Origin of the sequence: Streptomyces sp. NPDC050534 (assembly GCF_044457745.1) — a bacterium.
Taxonomy (GTDB): domain Bacteria; phylum Actinomycetota; class Actinomycetes; order Streptomycetales; family Streptomycetaceae; genus Streptomyces.
Genome location: NZ_JBITHF010000002.1, coordinates 687,993 through 706,211, shown reverse-complemented (window position 1 = coordinate 706,211; position 18,219 = coordinate 687,993). Strand labels below are relative to the sequence as shown.

At 71.0% G+C, this 18,219-nt stretch carries 16 protein-coding genes and 2 pseudogenes; 12 read left to right on the top strand and 6 right to left on the bottom strand.

Annotation, left to right across the window (positions count from 1 at the left end; genetic code table 11):
- The first annotated feature begins 101 nt into the window (after positions 1–101).
- The 3 genes from ACIBN2_RS08730 to ACIBN2_RS08720 all read left to right on the top strand — a co-directional run bounded on the left by ACIBN2_RS08730 (position 102) and on the right by ACIBN2_RS08720 (position 5,848).
- The gene (locus ACIBN2_RS08730; protein WP_399133495.1) at positions 102–3,020 is read left to right on the top strand and encodes a glycoside hydrolase family 48 protein; all 2,919 of its coding nucleotides are present in this window, start codon (positions 102–104) and stop codon (positions 3,018–3,020) included.
- A gap of 124 nt (positions 3,021–3,144) precedes the next feature.
- Positions 3,145–5,529 (top strand): xyloglucanase, encoded by a 2,385-nt coding sequence (locus ACIBN2_RS08725; protein ID WP_399133494.1) that lies wholly within the window; start codon positions 3,145–3,147, stop codon positions 5,527–5,529.
- A gap of 43 nt (positions 5,530–5,572) precedes the next feature.
- Positions 5,573–5,848, top strand: a complete 276-nt coding sequence (locus ACIBN2_RS08720; protein ID WP_399133493.1) for a hypothetical protein — start codon at positions 5,573–5,575, stop codon at positions 5,846–5,848.
- Between the two features lie 251 nt (positions 5,849–6,099).
- Here the strand turns inward: ACIBN2_RS08720 and ACIBN2_RS08715 are convergent, their stop codons facing one another.
- Positions 6,100–7,050 carry a helix-turn-helix transcriptional regulator gene (locus tag ACIBN2_RS08715; RefSeq protein ID WP_399133492.1) on the bottom strand — a complete coding sequence of 317 codons (951 nt, stop codon included), beginning with the start codon at positions 7,048–7,050 and terminating at the stop codon, positions 6,100–6,102.
- 39 nt (positions 7,051–7,089) lie between these two features.
- Between ACIBN2_RS08715 and ACIBN2_RS08710 the strand changes: the two genes are divergently transcribed.
- Together ACIBN2_RS08710 and ACIBN2_RS08705 are read left to right on the top strand one after the other, a co-directional pair.
- Positions 7,090–7,569 carry a hypothetical protein gene (locus ACIBN2_RS08710; RefSeq protein WP_399133491.1) on the top strand — a complete coding sequence of 160 codons (480 nt, stop codon included), beginning with the start codon at positions 7,090–7,092 and terminating at the stop codon, positions 7,567–7,569.
- Positions 7,566–8,030: a hypothetical protein gene (locus ACIBN2_RS08705; RefSeq protein WP_399133490.1), complete on the top strand. Its 465-nt coding sequence runs from the start codon at positions 7,566–7,568 to the stop codon at positions 8,028–8,030. The genes ACIBN2_RS08710 and ACIBN2_RS08705 overlap by 4 nt, the downstream gene beginning before the upstream one ends.
- On the opposite strand, the gene ACIBN2_RS08700 is transcribed toward ACIBN2_RS08705, so the two are convergent.
- Entirely contained in the window at positions 8,011–8,757 is a 747-nt protein-coding gene (locus ACIBN2_RS08700; RefSeq protein ID WP_399133489.1) for a class I SAM-dependent methyltransferase, read from the bottom strand. The genes ACIBN2_RS08705 and ACIBN2_RS08700 overlap by 20 nt on opposite strands.
- Positions 8,758–8,761: 4 nt before the next feature.
- A complete protein-coding gene (locus ACIBN2_RS08695; protein ID WP_399133488.1) occupies positions 8,762–9,067 on the bottom strand; it encodes a 4a-hydroxytetrahydrobiopterin dehydratase in 306 nt (101 codons plus the stop codon).
- Positions 9,068–9,258: 191 nt separating this feature from the next.
- Between ACIBN2_RS08695 and ACIBN2_RS08690 the strand changes: the two genes are divergently transcribed.
- Positions 9,259–10,089 (top strand): helix-turn-helix domain-containing protein, encoded by an 831-nt coding sequence (locus ACIBN2_RS08690; RefSeq protein WP_399133487.1) that lies wholly within the window; start codon positions 9,259–9,261, stop codon positions 10,087–10,089.
- Here ACIBN2_RS08690 and ACIBN2_RS08685 read toward each other — a convergent pair.
- A complete protein-coding gene (locus ACIBN2_RS08685) occupies positions 10,071–10,496 on the bottom strand; it encodes a hypothetical protein (RefSeq protein ID WP_399133486.1) in 426 nt (141 codons plus the stop codon). The two genes, ACIBN2_RS08690 and ACIBN2_RS08685, sit on opposite strands and share 19 nt — an antisense overlap.
- A 481-nt stretch (positions 10,497–10,977) precedes the next feature.
- On the opposite strand from ACIBN2_RS08685, the gene ACIBN2_RS08680 reads away from it, so the two are divergent.
- From ACIBN2_RS08680 to ACIBN2_RS08655, 6 genes and pseudogenes are all read left to right on the top strand, one after another.
- Positions 10,978–11,841 carry a helix-turn-helix domain-containing protein gene (locus ACIBN2_RS08680; protein ID WP_399133485.1) on the top strand — a complete coding sequence of 288 codons (864 nt, stop codon included), beginning with the start codon at positions 10,978–10,980 and terminating at the stop codon, positions 11,839–11,841.
- A gap of 53 nt (positions 11,842–11,894) precedes the next feature.
- Entirely contained in the window at positions 11,895–12,707 is an 813-nt protein-coding gene (locus ACIBN2_RS08675) for an SAM-dependent methyltransferase (protein ID WP_399133484.1), read from the top strand.
- Between the two features lie 93 nt (positions 12,708–12,800).
- Positions 12,801–13,202: pseudogene (locus ACIBN2_RS08670) on the top strand (molybdopterin dinucleotide binding domain-containing protein); the annotation flags it as partial.
- Entirely contained in the window at positions 13,180–14,766 is a 1,587-nt protein-coding gene (gene narH / locus ACIBN2_RS08665) for a nitrate reductase subunit beta (protein ID WP_399133964.1), read from the top strand. The pseudogene ACIBN2_RS08670 and the gene narH, both read left to right, overlap by 23 nt.
- The gene (narJ, locus tag ACIBN2_RS08660) at positions 14,766–15,248 is read left to right on the top strand and encodes a nitrate reductase molybdenum cofactor assembly chaperone (RefSeq protein ID WP_399133483.1); all 483 of its coding nucleotides are present in this window, start codon (positions 14,766–14,768) and stop codon (positions 15,246–15,248) included. Before narH ends, narJ begins: the two co-directional genes overlap by 1 nt.
- An 8-nt stretch (positions 15,249–15,256) precedes the next feature.
- Positions 15,257–15,768, top strand: a pseudogene (locus ACIBN2_RS08655) (respiratory nitrate reductase subunit gamma).
- Here ACIBN2_RS08655 and dnaK read toward each other — a convergent pair.
- Together dnaK and ACIBN2_RS08645 are read right to left on the bottom strand one after the other, a co-directional pair.
- The gene (gene dnaK, locus ACIBN2_RS08650; RefSeq protein ID WP_399133482.1) at positions 15,765–17,639 is read right to left on the bottom strand and encodes a molecular chaperone DnaK; all 1,875 of its coding nucleotides are present in this window, start codon (positions 17,637–17,639) and stop codon (positions 15,765–15,767) included. The pseudogene ACIBN2_RS08655 and the gene dnaK overlap by 4 nt on opposite strands.
- A 108-nt stretch (positions 17,640–17,747) precedes the next feature.
- Positions 17,748–18,173, bottom strand: coding sequence for an OsmC family protein (locus ACIBN2_RS08645; RefSeq protein ID WP_399133481.1), 426 nt, complete (start codon positions 18,171–18,173; stop codon positions 17,748–17,750).
- Positions 18,174–18,219: the final 46 nt, after the last annotated feature.

Sequence of the window (18,219 nt, the reverse complement as noted above, 5' to 3'; positions counted from 1 at the left end):
TTGACCGCTCCCACCCCCTTCCCCACTATGGGAGCGCTCCCACTGGTTCAAGGCTTGTTGCTCCGCCCCCACTTCTCCGAGCCGCAAGGAGGAACCAGCACATGCATCCCAGAAGGAGACGCAGAGCCGTCGCACGGCTCTGGACCGCTGTCGTGGCGGTCCTGGCGCTTCCGCTCACCATGCTCAGCAGCGGTACAACGCCCGCCCACGCGGCGGCACTTCAGTGCAGTGTCGACTACAAGACGAACGACTGGGGCTCCGGCTTCACCGCGGACCTGACCCTGACCAACCGCGGGACGGACGCGATCGACGGGTGGACGCTGACGTACGCCTACAGCGGCAACCAGAAGCTCAGCAACGGCTGGAACGGCACCTGGTCCCAGTCCGGGCAGTCGGTCAGCGTGAAGGACGCCGGCTACAACGCGAAGATCGCCGCGGGCGCCGCCGTCTCCACCGGTGCGCAGTTCACCTACAGCGGCACCAACACCGCCCCGACCGGCTTCGCGGTCAACGGCACCACCTGCGCCGGTGCGCACCAGCCGCCGGTCACCGTGCTGACCAGCCCCACCTCGGGCGCGGTCTACTCGCAGGGCGAGGCGGTGCCGCTCGCGGCCACCGCCGCGGCGGCCGACAACGCCACCGTCAGCAAGGTCGAGTTCTACGACGACACGACCCTGCTGGGCACGGACACCAGTGCGCCCTATACGTTTTCGGCCACTGGTTTGACCGTGGGCAGCCATTCACTGGTGGCCAAGGCGTACGACAGCCTGGGCGCGTCGGCGGACTCGACGCCCGTCGGAATCACGGTCGCCGCGGGCCCCGCGGTGGTGGCCTCGCCCACTCAACTGGGCGTCCAGCAGGGCAAGTCGGGAACCTACGCGGTGAAGCTGTCGACACAGCCCGCGTCGAACGTGACCGTGACGACGGCCCGCGCGAGCGGCAACAGCGGTCTGTCGGTCACCGGCGGCGCGACGCTCACCTTCACGCCCGCCAACTGGAGCACGGCGCAGACGGTGACCGTCACCGCGGACTCCTCCGGCACCGGTTCGGCGTCCTTCGAGTCCACGGCGACGGGCTACAGCAAGGCCACCGTCACGGTGACCGAGCTGGCGGCCTCGAAGGCGTACGACGCCCGCTTCCTGGACCTCTACGGGAAGATCACCAACCCGGCGAACGGCTACTTCTCGCCCGAGGGCATCCCCTACCACTCGGTCGAGACGCTGATCGTCGAGGCCCCGGACCAGGGCCACGAGACCACGTCGGAGGCCTACAGCTACCTTCTCTGGCTGCAGGCGATGTACGGCAAGGTCACCGGTGACTGGTCCAAGTTCAACGGCGCGTGGTCGCTCATGGAGAAGTACATGATCCCCACCCACGCCGACCAGCCGACCAACTCCTTCTACAACGCCTCGAAGCCGGCCACCTACGCGCCCGAGCTCGACACCCCGAACGAGTACCCGGCGAAGCTCGACCCGTCGGTCTCCGTCGGCTCCGACCCGATCGCCGGCGAGCTGAAGAGCGCCTACGGCACGGACGACGTGTACGGCATGCACTGGCTGCAGGACGTGGACAACGTCTACGGCTACGGCGACACCCCCGGCGGCACCTGCGAGGGCGGACCGGCGGCCGACGGCCCGTCGTACATCAACACCTTCCAGCGCGGCGCGCAGGAGTCGGTGTGGGAGACGGTGCCGCAGCCGACCTGCGACGCCTTCAAGTACGGTGGCACGAACGGGTACTTGGACCTGTTCACGGGTGACTCGTCGTACGCGAAGCAGTGGAAGTACACGGACGCCCCGGACGCCGACGCGCGTGCGGTGCAGGCCGCGTACTGGGCCGACGTGTGGGCCAAGCAGCAGGGCAAGGGCAGCGACGTCTCCGCGACCGTCGGCAAGGCCGCGAAGATGGGCGACTACCTGCGCTACGCCATGTACGACAAGTACTTCAAGAAGATCGGCAACTGTGTCGGACCGTCGACCTGTGCCGCCGGCACCGGCAAGGACGCCTCCGACTACCTGCTGTCCTGGTACTACGCCTGGGGCGGCGCGACCGACACGAGCGCGGGCTGGGCCTGGCGGATCGGCTCCAGCCACGTCCACGGCGGCTACCAGAACCCGCTCGCCGCGTACGCGCTGAGCTCGTACGCCGACCTGAAGCCCAAGTCCTCGACGGGCGCCTCGGACTGGAGCACCTCGCTCACCCGGCAGCTGGAGTTCTACCGCTGGCTGCAGTCCGACGAGGGCGCCATCGCGGGCGGTGCGACCAACAGCTGGGCGGGCCGTTACGCCACCCCGCCGGCCGGTACGCCCACCTTCTACGGCATGTACTACGACCAGCAGCCCGTCTACCACGACCCGCCGTCCAACCAGTGGTTCGGCTTCCAGGCGTGGTCGATGGAGCGGGTCGCGGAGTACTACCAGCAGACGGGGAACGCGCAGGCCAAGGCGGTCCTCGACAAGTGGGTCGACTGGGCGCTGTCCAAGACCACGATCAACCCGGACGGCACCTACCTGATCCCCTCGACGCTCCAGTGGTCGGGCCGGCCCGACACCTGGAACGCGTCAAGCCCCGGCGCCAACAGCGGACTTCACGTCACCGTCGCCGACTACACGAACGACGTCGGGGTGGCCGCCGCGTACGCCAAGACCCTGACGTACTACGGCGCCAAGTCCGGTGACACGCAGGCGAAGACGACCGCCAAGGCGCTGCTGGACGGCATGTGGGACCACTACCAGGACGGCCTCGGCATCGCCGTGCCGGAGACCCGCGCCGACTACAACCGCTTCGGCGACAGCGTGTACGTCCCGAGCGGCTTCAGCGGCAAGATGCCGAACGGCGACGCGATCAACTCCTCGTCGACGTTCGCCTCGCTCAGGTCCTTCTACAAGAACGACCCGGCCTGGTCGAAGATCCAGGCGTATCTCGCGGGCGGGGCGGCACCGTCGTTCACCTATCACCGGTTCTGGGCCCAGGCGGACATCGCCCTGGCCATGGGCTCGTACGCGGAGCTTCTCGAATAGCCCCGTCGACGCTCCGCGTACACGGTCCTGACACCTGACGTCGGGGCCGACAGCCGGGCGGCCCCACCCGCACAGGGGCCGCCCGGCACTCGCACGTCTCCCCCCACTTGGAAGGACCCCCATCGTGCGAAGAACCCGTATCTTCACGGCCGTGCTGGCGTTGGCCGCCGGACTACTCGGGGGCAGCGCGCCGACTCTCGCCGCGCCCGCCCTCGCCGCGCCCGCTCCGAAGGCCGACGTCGCCGCCGACACGTACACCTGGAAGAACGCCCGGATCGACGGCGGGGGCTTCGTTCCCGGGGTCGTGTTCAACCGCAAGGAGAAGAACCTGGTCTACGCCCGTACCGACATCGGCGGCGCGTACCGCTGGCAGCAGTCGACGAGGACCTGGACTCCGCTGCTGGATTCGATCGGCTGGGACGACTGGGGGCACACCGGTGTCGTCAGTCTGGCCTCCGACTCCGTGGACCCGGACAAGGTGTACGCCGCTGTCGGCACGTACACCAACGGCTGGGACCCGACGAACGGCGCCGTCCTCAGGTCCGGTGACCGGGGCGGCAGTTGGCAGAAGACCGATCTGCCCTTCAAGCTCGGCGGCAACATGCCCGGGCGGGGCATGGGCGAGCGGCTGGCGATCGATCCGAACAAGGACTGCGTGCTGTACCTGGGCGCGCCGAGCGGGAAGGGTCTGTGGCGGTCGACGGACTCCGGCGTGACGTGGTCGCAGGTGGCGAACTTCCCCAACGCCGGTGACTACGTGCAGGATTCGTCCGACACGAGCGGGTACGCCTCCGACAACCAGGGCATCGTATGGGTCACCTTCGACGAGTCGACGGGGACGGCGGGTTCGGCGACGAAGACGATCTATGTCGGGGTGGCCGACAAGGACAACGCCGTGTACCGGTCGACGGACGCGGGCGTGACCTGGACGCGGCTGGCCGGGCAGCCCACCGGCCATCTCGCCCACAAGGGCGTGCTGGACGCGGAGAACGGCTACCTCTATCTCGCCTACAGTGACAAGGGCGGCCCCTACGACGGCGGCAAGGGCCAGTTGTGGCGGTACGCGACGGCGACCGGCACGTGGACGGACATCAGCCCGGTCGCGGAGGCCGACACCTCCTACGGCTTCGGCGGGCTGACGGTCGACCGGCAGCACCCGGGCACGGTGATGGCGACGGCGTACAGTTCCTGGTGGCCGGACACGCAGATCTTCCGGTCCACCGACAGCGGGGCGACCTGGACGCAGGCGTGGGACTACACGTCGTACCCCGACCGCTCGAACCGCTACACGATGGACGTCTCGTCGTCGCCGTGGCTGACCTTCGGCGCGAACCCGTCGCCGCCCGAGCAGACGCCCAAACTGGGCTGGATGACCGAGTCGCTGGAGATCGACCCGTTCGACTCGGACCGCATGATGTACGGGACCGGAGCGACGCTCTACGGCACCGAGGACCTCACCGAGTGGGACAGCGGCGGCCGGTTCGCCGTGAAGCCGATGGTGCGGGGGCTGGAGGAGACGGCCGTCAACGACCTGGCCGCTCCCCCGTCGGGCGGGGCGCAGTTGTTCAGCGCGCTCGGTGACATCGGCGGGTTCCGGCACGCGGACCTGACGAAAGTCCCGTCGATGATGTACACCTCCCCCACGTTCACCACGACCACCAGCCTCGACTTCGCCGAGACCAGCCCCTCCACCGTGGTCCGGGTGGGCGATCTGGACTCGGGCCCGCACATCGCCTTCTCGACCGACGACGGCGCCGACTGGTTCGCGGGGACCGACCCTTCGGGCGTCAGCGGCGGCGGCACGGTCGCCGCGGCCCCGGACGGCAGCCGGTTCGTCTGGAGCCCGGCCGGCACCGGCGTGCAGTACACCACCGGCTTCGGCTCGTCCTGGTCCGCGTCGAGCGGCATCCCCGCCGGCGCGACGGTCGAGTCCGACCGGGTCGACCCGAAGACCTTCTACGGCTTCAAGTCCGGGAAGTTCTACGTCAGTTCGGACGGCGGCGCGACCTTCACCGCGTCCTCCGCGAACGGTCTGCCCAGCGGTGACAGCGTGCGCTTCAAGGCGCTGCCCGGCACCAAGGGCGACGTGTGGCTGGCCGGCGGCGCGAGCGACGGCGCGTACGGCCTGTGGCACTCCACGGACGGCGGGACGAGTTTCACCGAGCTGGCGAACGTCGAGCAGGCCGACACGATCGGCTTCGGCAAGGCGGCGCCGGGAGCCTCGTACCGGACCCTCTACACCAGCGCGAAGATCGGCGGCGTCCGCGGCATCTTCCGCTCCACCGACGAGGGCGCGACCTGGATCCGCATCAACGACGACGCGCACCAGTGGGGCTGGACGGGCGCGGCGATCACCGGCGACCCGCGGGTCTACGGGCGGGTGTACGTCTCCACGAACGGGCGCGGCGTCATCTACGGCGACACCTCCGACACGAGCGGGCGGTCGCCCGAGGGGCGGGACGGTCACGGTGGGTCATGCTCGAGTTGCGGAGCGTACGGGGCCACGTGAGGCTGATCAAGAAAGTTCTCCCACAGCTGTCGAAAGGACAGACATGTCGCAGCGCACCAGCAAGGTGACCCGCGCCCGCGTCGCGGCGGTCCTCGCCGCTCCCGTACTCGCTCTGACCCTTATGGCGCCGTCCGCCTCTGCGGCTACGACGACCGACACCCCCGCCGCATGCGCCGGGACCACCCATGTGTCCCTGATGGGCCATGAGGCATGTCTCACGCCGTCCTCGGACGACACCTCGTCCTCGGACAACCCGCTGAGCGGCCTCCTGGGCGCCGTGACCGGTCTCCTGGGCGGGCTGCTGGGCGGACTGCTCTGACCACCCGGGAGAGGGGGGGGGGGGGGGGGGGGGGCGGCGCGGCCCGCCCCCCCCCGGGGGGGGCGGGCCCCCCCCCCCCCCCCCCCCCCCCCGCCTCTCTGTCACGGGGTGTAGACCGCTGACCAGGTTGCCGCTGTCGGTGTGGACGCTGACCACGCCGCGGTCCAGCTTCTCGACCATGGGGGAGGGCCGTCGCGGCCTGGGGTGCTGCACGGGACGGACCTCGAGAGAGGACGGACGGGTTCCGCCCCTCAGTCGCCGCGGTTCTCCGCCGAGTTGCCGTACCTTTCGGCCAGTTCGGCCACCGTGCGGGCGATGCGCGCCCGCAGTTGCGGCGGTTCGAGGATCTCGACAGCCGTACCCATGCGCAGGAACTCGCCATGGGCGCGCTCCACGGACTCGACGGGGACCCGGGCGAGCGTCCAACCACCTTCTTCCGTACGGATGCCGACCGCTCGCGGCAGCGTCACGCCCGGCGCCAGCCGGACGAGCGCCTCCGCGCGGTACAGCCGGTCGTGGAAGTCGCGCTGGTACGCCGTCCAGTACGCGGCCAGGTCGAAGCCGTCCGGGCGTGTGAACTCCTCCTCGGTTGAGGTGAGTTGCAGGATCTGGTCGACGCGGAAGGTGCGCGGTCCGGGGCCGGCGACGACGTACCAGCGGCCCGCCTTCAGCACCAGTCCGTACGGCTCCAGCCGGCGCTCGACGTCGGTGGGCTCGGCCCAGCGGCGGTACAGGACGTCCAGCACGCGGCTGTTCCACACGGCGTCGGCGACCGCCGGCAGGAACGGCGCCTCCTCGGCGTCCGCGTACCAGCCGGGTGCGTCGAGATGGAAGCGGCCGCTGATGCGGTCCGCGTGGGCGCGCAGTTCCGGTGGCAGGGCGGCGCGGACCTTGAGCTGGGCGGCGGCCAGGACCGTCCCGAGGCCCAGTTCGGCGGCCGGGCCGGGGACGCCGGCGAGGAACAGGGCCTCGGCCTCGTCGGAGGTGAGGCCGGTCAGGCGGGTGCGGTAACCGTCGAGCAGCCGGTAACCGCCGGCATGGCCCGCGTCGCCGTACAGCGGGACGCCCGCCGCGGCCAGCGCCTCCACGTCCCGGTAGATCGTGCGCACCGAGACCTCCAGCTCCGCGGCGAGCTGGGCGGCGGTCATCCGCCCGCGGGTCTGGAGCAGGAGCAGGATCGAGACGAGACGACTGGACTTCACTGACACATGGTGTCAGTGAAGTCCTTCTAGCGTCCTCCCATGGCCTTCACGGAGAAACTTCTGACCGTGCCGCCCCCGATCGAGGTGGCAGGCAGGCACATCAAGCGCTACCACGTCACCGCCGACCCGGCGGGCATCGCGTCCGACGTGGAGAAGGCGGCGTACGCGATCCTCCCCGAGCTGCTGCCCGAGCCGGACGGCACGCCGCCGGTGACCTTCGTCGTCGTTCACCGGGGAAACGACGACGGCGCCTACGTCAACGCCTACAGCTGGGTCTGGGACAACGTCCTGCACTACGCGAACGCGGCCGCGGGCCAGCCGGTCGTCGGCTGCCCCGACCGCGACCCCACCCACTTCGTCCGGCCCGAACTGCCGTGGATCGGCTGCGTCTTCGAGCTGCCGCCCCTCCAGCACGAACGGGACGCCTGGGTACGGCACATGCTCGTGCCCGACGTCCCGGACCTGGACGCCTACCTGACCGACTCCCTGCCCGAAGGAACCACCGGAGAGCGCCGATGAGCAGCCCGCACGACTTCGACTTCTTCCACGGCGAGTGGCAGGTCGCCCACCGCCGCCGCACCGACTTCCTCGACCCGGACAGCGACTGGACGGAGTTCGCGTCCACCAGCTGGTGCCGGTCGCTGTTCGGCGGTGCCGCCAACATCGACGAGATCGACCTGCCGCACCTGGGCGCGAAGGGGCTGACCCTGCGGCTCTTCGACGTGGAGCGTGAGGAGTGGTCGCTGAACTGGTCCTCCAGCCGCAGCGGCACGCTGTTCCCGCCGGTGACCGGCCGCTTCGACGGCGACCGCGGCGAGTTCTACGGCGATGACACCCACGACGGCAAGGACGTCCGTGTGCGGTTCGTCTGGGCGGACGTGTCCCCCGCCTCCGCGCGCTGGGAGCAGGCGTTCTCCACCGACGGCGGCGCGACCTGGGTGACCAACTGGACGATGGACTTCACGCGTCCGGCTTCCTGAAGGACCGCAGGCCGAAGACCGGGTCGGCGCGCGGCCGGTCCTGGTCCGGGAGCGCGGCGAGCCCGGCGGCGAAGCGCTCGGTGAGCGGGTCGCCGGGCGGCAGCGTGGTGAACCAGCCGCGCCCGAGGTCCGCCGCGGTGCGCCGGGGGCTGCGGCCCTGGCCGTGGCCCCGGAAGCCGGCCCGTCCGGCGGGGAGCAGCCCGCACGCCGCCGCGCTCGCCTCGACGCGGGGCGCGGCGTCCCGGGCCGCCCGGCGCGGGCGCGCGGCGAGCACGTCGTCGATGTCGCTGCCCACGTCGTGCGCGGCGGCCTTGTCGACGGTGGTGACGTACACCCCGCCGGGCCGCAGCACCCGGGCGCACTCGGCGACGACGCACCGCACGGCGTGGGCGTCGTCGAGGAGGTGCAGCAGCCAGACGCTGGTGACGGCGTCGAAGGTGGCGTCGGCGAAGGGCAGCCGGCGGCTGTCGGCCAGCACGACGGCGCCGGGCAGCCGTACGGCCGCCATCCTGGCCATGCCGGAGGTCAGATCGGCGCCCGTCACCCGCAGGCCGGGACGTGCCGAGGCGAGCCTGCGGGTGACGATGCCGGTGCCGCAGGCGACGTCGAGGAGCCGGCCGGCGCCCTCGGGGACCAGGCCGAGGACGGCCTCGGCCGCCGCCGCCGCGCGGGGCTCGCCGCCACGGAGGGTGTCGTAGGCGCCGGCCTCCTTGTCGTAGTCGAGCACGGCGTCACTGGGCTCCGTGGCCGGGCGCGAGCGCCTCGACCTTCTGCGCCAGCTCGAAGTCCTTCGCGGTGACGGTCCCGCCCGCGCTGTGCGTGTGCACGGACAGGCCGACCGTGTTGTACCCGAGGGTGAGGTCGGAGTGGTGGTTCAGCTCCTCCTGCACCTGGGCGATGTGCACGACCAGCGCCGTCGCTCCGAAGTGCGAGCCGAGGCGGTAGAGGCGGGTGAGGCGGTCGCCGTCGACGGACCAGCCGGGCAGCTCCGCGAGCCGTTCCTCGATCTCCTTCTGCGACAGCGGTTCGACGGCCATGACCTCGCTCCTTCCGGGACGCCGGTTTTCCCTTCAGCCTGCCACATGCGAGTGACTACGGCCCTGGTCAGACGGGGGCCCGGCACGGAGGGACCGACACGTCCGGCGGACGTTGAACGGCCCGTCCCGCTGCTCGGCCGTCGCCATAATGCGCATCCGTCCGGCACGGGTCCTCGACTACCGTCGTACGTATGACCACTGCCGCGACCGGATCCTCCGCCTCCGTAGTCACCCCCGCCGGCAAGGGCGTCGGCCCGCTGCTGCGGGCCTGGCGCGAGCGGCGGCGGGTCAGCCAGCTGGAGCTGGCGCTGCGGGCCGACTCCTCGGCCCGGCACGTCAGCTTCATCGAGACGGGCCGCTCCCGGCCGAGCGAGGAGATGATCCTGCGTCTCGCGGAGCACCTGGACGTGCCCGTACGCGAGCGCAACGCCCTGCTGCTGGCGGCCGGTTACGCCCCGCACTACCCGGAGACCCCGCTGGACTCCCCGGAGCTGGAGACCCTGCGCGAGGGCATGGAGCGCCTCATCCAGGGCTACGAGCCCTACCCCGCGCTGGTCGTCGACGCGATGTACGACGTGGTCGCGGCGAACCGGGGCGTGGTGATGCTGATGGAGGGCGTCCCGGAGCACCTGCTGCGGCCGCCACTCAACGTGATGCGGCTGACCCTGCACCCGGAGGGGCTGGCGCCGCGCATCCGCAACCTGCGCGAGTGGCGCGGCCATCTGCTCGCGCAGATGGAGCGGCAGATCGCGCTGTACCGCTCCGGGCCGCTGCGTGCGCTGTACGAGGAGGTCGCCGCCTATCCGGTGCCCGAGACGGCCATGGACCGCGAACCGGCCGAGCCCGTCCCCTACTTCGCGCTGCCGATGCAGATCGAGCACGAGGGCCGGGTGCTGTCGTTCATCTCGTCGATCTCCACGTTCAACACCCCGATGGACGTGACCGTCGCCGAGCTGGCCATCGAGACGCTGCTCCCGGCCGACCCGGCGACGGTCAAGTACCTTCACTCACTGATGTCCTGACAGGCTTTCAGCGAGAGGTGCTGCAGAGCGGCGAAGCCGGCGACCGTCAGCGCCTGGAGCACCGTCCACACCGCACCGGCCGTGGTCGGCGACAGCCACACAGCAAGGGCGAGCAGACTCAGCACCGTCCAGGCGAGGTTGGCCTCGATCACCGCCCGGACCGGCAGCGCGGCGGGGCGGGGCCGGGCGGCGAGCAGGCCCACGGCGGCGCCGTAGAGCGCGAGGACCGCGCCGAGGGCGAGCAGCAGGTCCCGCTCGACGCCGAGGAACCGGCCGAGCGGCCCTGAAGCGGCAAGATAGGCAAGGCCGTTCGCGCCGGTGACCACCGCGTCGAGCGCGAGGAAGCGGCGCAGCGCGGCGTACGGGTCGCCGGTGCGGACGAGCGCGGTGAGCTGGGTCGCGGACATGGCGGATCACCCTCCGTCGGGGTCGTGTTGCGGCAGGTGGGACCCGGGTTGGGGGGGGGGGGGGGGGGGGGGGGGCGCCCCCCGGGCCGCCCGCGCGCCCCCCCCCCCCCGCCGGCCGGCCCGCCCGCCCCGGCGCCCACCGGGGCGGCGCGCCCGGCGCGGGGGGGGGGGGGGGGGGGGGGGGGGGGGGGGGGGGGGGGGGGCCGCCGGGCCCCCCCCCGGGGGGGGGGGGGGGGGGGGGGGGGGGGGGGCGGGGGGGGGGCCCGGGGGGGCCCCCCCCCCCCCCAACCCGGTGTCGCAACGATCCCGCGCCCGGCCGAGGGGGTCGATTACCCCCGGGGTAATACCCCGGTGCGCCCGGGGGGTGGTGATCCCGCGGGCGCACCGCGTGGCGAGCGACTCGTCACAGACCTTGTGGGAAGGTCACCGGAGCATGACACACTGCTTCGCGCAGACTTCGGCGCGTATGGGGAGGCGTGGCGTGAGTGAGCGGCGTCCCGCGCCCACCGTGGGCCAGGTTGTGCTCGGCAAGCGTCTGCAGGAGCTGCGGGAGGCGGCCGAGCTCAAGCGCGAGGAGGCGGCGCGTGTCCTGCGCGTGGCCCCCGCGACCGTCCGGCGCATGGAGATGGCCGAGGTCGCGCTGAAGATCCCGTACGTGCAGGTGCTGCTGGAGACGTACGGCGTCCCGGACGACGAGGCGGCCGCGTTCGTCACCCTCGCCGAGGAGGCGAACCAGCCGGGCTGGTGGCAGCGTTTCCACGACGTGCTGCCGGACTGGTTCAGCATGTATGTGAGCCTGGAGGGCGCCGCCACCCTCATCCGCTCCTACGAGCCGCACTTCGTGCCCGGGCTGCTGCAGACCGAGGACTACGCGCGCGCGGTGCTGGAGGCGGGCACCATAGGGCAGACCGGGCCGGAGACCATCGAACGCCATGTGTCCCTGCGGATGGCCCGGCAGCGGCTGCTGGAGAGACCGGACCCGCCCCACCTGTGGGTGATCATGGACGAAACGGTCCTGCGGCGCCCGGTGAGCATCCGCGGCGAGGTGATGCGCGAACAGCTCGACAAGTTGCTGGAGTTCACCGAGCGCGACCGGGTGACCCTGCAGCTGGCCGAGTTCAAGGACGGCCCGCACCCCGGGACGTACGCGCCCTTCACGCTGTTCCGCTTCGGCGAGCCCGAGCTGCCCGACATGGTTTTCACCGAGTACCTGACCGGAGCCCTGTACCTCGACTCGCGCACGGAGGTCTCCGCGCATCTGGAGGTCCTCGACCACATGACGGCGCGGGCCGCGTCGGCCCAGCGCACGAAGAAGATCCTGCGGGAGTACCGCGAGAACTTCTGATCACGCACGGCACCTTGTCCATCCCCTGCCCCACCTTGAGGAGAAGACACCGCATGCCCGGATCCGACGCCGCACCACAGATCGACACCAGCCGTCCGCACCCCGCCCGCGTCTACGACTGGTGGCTGGGCGGCAAGGACAACTACCCGGTGGACGAGGAACTGGCCCGCCGGATCCTCGCCCTGGACAACACGGCCGTACGCGGGGCGCGGGCCAACAGAAGGTTCATGCACCGGGCCGTCCGCACCGTCGCCGAGGCGGGCGTGCGCCAGTTCCTGGACATCGGCACGGGCATCCCCACCGAGCCCAACCTGCACCGGATCGCACAGGGCGTGGCACCGGACTCCCGGGTGGTGTACGCGGACAACGACCCGATCGTGCTGCGGCACGCGCAGGCGCTGCTGCGCGGCACGGCGGAGGGCTCCACGGACTACGTGCACGCGGACGTGCGGGACATCGGCACCCTGCTGGAGCGGGCCGCCGAGTCCCTGGATTTCACGCGGCCCGTCTCACTGTCGCTGGTCGCGCTGACCCACTACCTGGGCGACGCGGCCGACGGCGACGACGTCCACGGCCTGCTGCGGAAGTACGTCGCGGCACTCGCCCCCGGCAGTCACCTGATCCTGTCGCAGGTCACCCCCGACCTCAATCCGGAGGCCGTCGCGAAGGCGGCGGGCGCCTTCGAGGCCGGCGGCACCCCCTTCTTCCCGCGCCCGATCGCCGAGTTCCAGCGCTTCTTCGAGGGGCTGGAGCTGCTCGGTCCCGGGGTGATCCCGGTGACCGGCTGGCGTCCGGAGGCCGAGGACGTGGCGGCCCAGACGGAGGGCGTCGTGCCCGTGTACGCGGGGGTCGCCCGCAAGTCCTGACGCCGTCGCGCGTGCACCCGTACGGGTGCGTGAACAGGTGCGCTCCCCCGCCCGCCCCTAGCGTCGAAGCTCAGGGCGAGCAAGGGAGCGCACGTGACCGACACGCGGACACCGCCCACCGAGCCGGGAGCGGCGCTGCTGCGCGCCGGGCGGTTCTTCCGCCCCGGCACGGCCGCACCCGACCTGCACAGCATCGGGCTCGTCGGAGGGCGCGAGGCCGACGCCTTCTACCGGGACCGAATCTGGATGTCCCCGCAGGACGCGGAGGCCATCGGCGTCCGGGACGACGACTGGATCGAGGCGGCCAACCGCAACGGCGTGGTCGTCGCCCGCGCGATCGTCTCGCACCGGATGCCGCAAGGCACCGTCTACATGCACCACGCGCAGGAGCGCACGGTGAACGTCCCGAAGGCGGAGGCCACCGGAAAGCGCGGCGGCATCCACAACTCGCTCACCCGTCCGATCCAAGTGCATCGGCTGCCACACCTGCTCGGTCACCTGCAAGCAGGCGTGGACCAACCGGCAGGGCATGGAGTACGCCTGGTTCAACAACGTCGAGACCCGTCCCGGGCGGGGCTATCCCCGCCGCTACGAGGACCAGGAGAAGTGGCGCGGCGGCTGGGAGCTCAACCGCCGCGGCGCGCTCAAACTGAAGGCGGGCGGCCGCTTCAAGAAGCTCGCCGGGATCTTCTCCAACCCCAGGCTTCCGGAGATCAAGTACTACTACGAGCCCTGGACCTACGAGTACCGGAACCTCACCGACGCCCCGCTCGGCGACGACTACCCGGTGGCCCGGCCGATCTCCCAGCTCGACGGCAAGCCGATGAAGATCGAGTGGTCCCCGAACTGGGACGACAACCTCGCGGGTGCCCCCGCCTACGGCGACCTCGACCCGATGGTCGAGCGCACCCGTCAACAGGCCGCCGACAAGGTGCGGTTCGAGTACGAGCAGACCTTCATGGTCTATCTGCCGCGCATCTGCGAGCACTGCCTCAACCCCAGCTGCGTGGCGTCCTGTCCGTCCGGAGCGATGTACAAGCGCTCCGAGGACGGGATCGTCCTCGTCGACCAGGACCAGTGCCGGGGCTGGCGGATGTGCGTGACCGGATGCCCGTACAAGAAGGTGTACTTCAACCACCGCACCGGCAAGGCCGAGAAGTGCACGCTGTGCTACCCGCGCGTCGAGGTGGGGCTGCCGACGGTCTGCTCGGAGACCTGCGTCGGCCGGCTGCGCTACCTCGGGGTGGTGCTGTACGACGCCGACCAGGTGACGGCGGCGGCCTCGGTGCGGGACGAGAAGAAGCTGTACGAGGCCCAGTTGGACGTCTTCCTCGACCCGGACGATCCGCTGGTGCGGCGGGCGGCCGACGAGGCCGGCATCCCGTACGACTGGATGGAGGCGGCCCGCCGCTCCCCCGTGCACGCCCTGATCAGCACGTACCGGGCGGCACTTCCCCTGCACCCGGAGTACCGCACCCTGCCGATGGTCTGGTACATCCCGCCCCTGTCGCCGGTGGTGGACGCGCTGACGGAGACCGGGCACGACGGGGAGGACGCGCAGAACCTGTTCGGCGCGATCGACACGCTGCGCATTCCGCTGGAGTGCCTGGCGGAGATGTTCACGGCGGGCGACGTGGGGCCGGTGCGGGCGTCGCTGGAGAAGCTCGCCGCGATGCGTTCCCGCATGCGGGCGGTCAACCTCGGTGAGGAACCGGACGGTTCGGCCGCCGCGGCGGCCGGCATGGAGCCCGCCGACATCGAGGCGATGTACCGGCTGCTGGCGATCGCCAAGTACGAGGACCGGTACGTGATCCCGACGGCCGCCGTCGGCGACGCGCGCCGGCTGGAGGAGACCGCGCTCCCCGAGGGCTGCAGCCTCGACTACGAGGGCGGGCCCGGCATGGGCGGCGACGGCCCCTTCGGCCAGGACTCGGGACGCAGGCGACTGCCGCTGGTGTCGGTGGAGAACTTCCACCTGCTGCGCCGGCGCCAGACGGCCGGCGACACGGCAGCCGCCGCCGACGACCCGGTCGGCCCGGCCGATGCGAAGGAGGTCTGATGCCCTCGGACGCCGTGCTGTACCAAGCCGCCGCGCTCTGTCTCACCTACCCCGACGAGGACTTCCGCGCCCGGCTGCCGCTGCTGCGCGAAGCCGCCCCGCAGCTACGGGAGTTCGTCGACCACGCGGCCGTGACGCCGGCCCAGGAACTGGCCGAGCACTATGTGCGGGTCTTCGACTTCAAGAACCGGCACAGCCTCTATCTGAGCTGGTGGCGGGACGGCGACACCCGGCGGCGCGGCACGTCGCTGGTGCGCTTCAAGGAGGTCTACCGGGCCGCCGGGCTGGAGTTCACCGGCGAGGAGCTGCCGGACTTCCTGCCCGCGGTCCTGGAGTACACGTCCCGCACCGGCGACACGGATCTCCTCACGGAGTACCGCGACGCCCTGGGGCAACTCCGCGCCCGGCTCACCGACTTCGGCACGCCGTACGCGTCCGTCCTGGACGCCGTGTGCGCCGCGCTGCCGCCCACTCGCACCTGAACGCGCTCATGACGACACTGCTGTGGGGCGTACTGCCGTACGTCGCCTTCGCGTTGCTGATCGCGGGGCTGATCTGGCGCTACCGCTACGACAAGTACGGCTGGACGACCCGCTCGTCCCAGGTCTACGAGTCGAAGCTGCTCAACATCGCCTCGCCTGCCTTCCACTACGGCATCCTCTTCGTGCTGGCCGGCCACCTCATGACCTCGGCATGGTCGCCAAGCTCACCCACGCCTCCGGCGACCCCTACAACTACCGCGAGACCATCGCCCCTTGGGCGCGCAGCCTGTTCACCCTCCAGCCCGACACGGACCGCATGGCGGGCGTGCCGGTGCTGTACCGGGTGCACGCCGCGATCGGCATGATCCTGATCGCACTGGTCCCCTACACGCGCCTGGTCCACATGTTCAGCGCCCCGTTGCAGTACCTGTTCCGCCCGTACGTGGTCTACCGCAGCCGCGACCCCAGGCAGCTGGGGCCGCGGCCGGAGCGGCGGGGCTGGGAGAAGACGCGGATCTAGGCGGCGCCGCCCTTCTCGTCGCGGTCCTCGTCGACGATCTCCGCGTCGACCACGCCCTCCTCGTCATGCGGTGAGGTGTGCTGCTCGGTACCGCCTTCCGCCGAGGACTGGTGGGGCTGTTCGGCCTGGGCGTACATGGCCTGGCCCATCTTCTGGCTGACGGAGGCGAGCTTCTCGACGCCCGTGCGGAGCTCGTTCGTCTCCGCGTTCCGCTCCAGCAGGCCCTTGAGCTCGGTCGCCGCGGCCTCGACCTCCGACCTGGTGTCGGCCGGGATCCGCTCCTCGTTGTCCCGTATGAACTTCTCGGTCTGGTAGACGAGTTGCTCCGCCTGGTTCCTGGTCTCGGCGGCCTCGCGGCGCTTGCGGTCCTCCTCCGCGTACTGGTCCGCCTCCCGCATCATGCGGTCGATGTCGTCCTTGGGCAGGGCCGAGCCGCCGGTCACCGTCATCTTCTGCTCACGGCCGGTCGCCAGGTCCTTCGCCGAGACGTGCATGATGCCGTTCGCGTCGATGTCGAAGGCCACCTCGATCTGCGGCACCCCGCGCGGAGCAGGCGGCAGCCCCGTCAGGTCGAAGACGCCCAGCTTCTTGTTGTACGCGGCGATCTCCCGCTCGCCCTGGTAGACCTGGATGCCCACCGAGGGCTGGTTGTCCGCGGCCGTGGTGAAGATCTCCGAACGCCGGGTCGGAATGGTCGTGTTGCGCTCGATCAGCTTGGTCATGATGCCGCCCTTGGTCTCGATGCCCAGGGACAGCGGGGTGACGTCGAGCAGCAGGACGTCCTTGACGTCGCCGCGGATCACACCGGCCTGCAGCGCCGCGCCGACGGCCACGACCTCGTCGGGGTTGACGCCCTTGTGCGGGTCCTTGCCGGTGAGCTCCTTGACCAGGTCGGTGACGGCCGGCATCCGGGTGGAACCGCCGACGAGGATGACGTGGTCGACCACGGACAGCTTGATGCCCGCGTCCTTGACCGCCTGGTGGAAGGGGGTCTTGCAGCGGTCGAGGAGATCGGCGGTGAGCTCCTGGAACTGGGCGCGGGTCATCTTCTCGTCGAGGTGCAGCGGGCCCTCGGCGGAGGCGGTGATGTAGGGCAGGTTGATCGTCGTCTCGGAGGAGCTGGAGAGCTCGATCTTGGCCTTCTCGGCGCCCTCCCGCAGCCGCTGGAGGGCCATCTTGTCCTTGCCGAGGTCGATGCCGTACTGCCCCTGGAACTTCTTCACCAGGTGCTCGACGATCCGCTGGTCCCAGTCGTCGCCGCCGAGATGGGTGTCGCCGTTGGTGGCCTTGACCTCGATGACGCCGTCGCCGATCTCCAGCAGCGACACGTCGAAGGTGCCGCCGCCGAGGTCGAAGACCAGCACGGTCTGCTCCTCGCCCCGGTCCAGGCCGTAGGCGAGGGCGGCGGCCGTCGGCTCGTTGATGATCCGCAGGACCTTCAGGCCCGCGATCTCCCCGGCCTCCTTGGTCGCCTGCCGCTGCGAGTCGTCGAAGTACGCCGGTACGGTGATCACCGCGTCCGTGACGTCCTCGCCGAGGTAGGACTCGGCGTCCCGCTTGAGCTTCTGCAGAACCCGCGCGGACAGCTCCTGGGCCCGGTAGCGGGTGCCGTCGACGGACCCCTGATCCGGGAAGCGCCAGTGCGCGTCGCCCATGTAGCGCTTCACCGAGCGGGCCGTCCGCTCCACGTTCGTCACGGCCTGCCGTTTGGCGACCTCTCCGACCAGCACCTCGCCGTTCTTGGCGAAGGCCACGACCGACGGCGTGGTCCTCGCTCCCTCCGCGTTGGCGACAACCGTGGGTTCGCCGCCTTCCAGAACGGCCACCACCGAGTTCGTGGTCCCGAGATCGATCCCGACCGCACGTGCCATTTCGGTCCCCTTCCGCCAGGCACTTCCCACCCACAAGCACAAAACTTGAGTGCAGGAATGTCAATGCCGCGCCCGTTTTCCGGGCGCGGCACCGAAGGAAGGGCGGGGTCAGGCGAGCTTCGCCGACAGGGTGATCGTCGTCCCGGTGAGGGCCTGGCTGACCGGGCAGTTCTTCTTCGCGTCCTCGGCCGCCGCGACGAAGCCGTCGTTGTCGAGACCCGGCACCGTCCCCTCGACCGTGAGGTGGATGCCGGTGATGCCCTCACCGGGCTGGAACGTGACGTCGGCGTTGGTGATCAGCTTGGTGGGCGGGGTGCCCGCACCCGCGAGGGCGTGCGACAGCGCCATGGAGAAGCAGCTGGAGTGGGCGGCGGCGATCAGCTCCTCGGGGCTGGTCTTTCCGTTCGCGTCCTGCGCCCGCGACGCCCACGTCACCGGCTGCTGGCCGATGCCGGAGGAGTCGAAGGTGACGACGCCGTTGCCCTCGAGCAGGTTGCCTTCCCACACGGTGTGTGCGGTGCGCGTGGTAGCCACGATGATTCCTTTCGAACACGGTCCCATGGACTGGGTCCCTGTGCAC

Excerpts from the sequence above, each read along its gene's own strand:
- ACIBN2_RS08730 (WP_399133495.1), top strand. The coding sequence starts at position 102 with ATGCATCCCAGAAGGAGACGCAGAGCCGTCGCACGGCTCTGGACCGCT.
- ACIBN2_RS08720 (WP_399133493.1), top strand. The coding sequence starts at position 5,573 with ATGTCGCAGCGCACCAGCAAGGTGACCCGCGCCCGCGTCGCGGCGGTC.
- ACIBN2_RS08710 (WP_399133491.1), top strand. The coding sequence starts at position 7,090 with ATGGCCTTCACGGAGAAACTTCTGACCGTGCCGCCCCCGATCGAGGTG.
- ACIBN2_RS08705 (WP_399133490.1), top strand. The coding sequence starts at position 7,566 with ATGAGCAGCCCGCACGACTTCGACTTCTTCCACGGCGAGTGGCAGGTC.
- ACIBN2_RS08695 (WP_399133488.1), bottom strand. The coding sequence starts at position 9,067 with ATGGCCGTCGAACCGCTGTCGCAGAAGGAGATCGAGGAACGGCTCGCG.
- ACIBN2_RS08690 (WP_399133487.1), top strand. The coding sequence starts at position 9,259 with ATGACCACTGCCGCGACCGGATCCTCCGCCTCCGTAGTCACCCCCGCC.
- ACIBN2_RS08685 (WP_399133486.1), bottom strand. The coding sequence starts at position 10,496 with ATGTCCGCGACCCAGCTCACCGCGCTCGTCCGCACCGGCGACCCGTAC.
- ACIBN2_RS08675 (WP_399133484.1), top strand. The coding sequence starts at position 11,895 with ATGCCCGGATCCGACGCCGCACCACAGATCGACACCAGCCGTCCGCAC.
- narJ (WP_399133483.1), top strand. The coding sequence starts at position 14,766 with ATGCCCTCGGACGCCGTGCTGTACCAAGCCGCCGCGCTCTGTCTCACC.
- dnaK (WP_399133482.1), bottom strand. The coding sequence starts at position 17,639 with ATGGCACGTGCGGTCGGGATCGATCTCGGGACCACGAACTCGGTGGTG.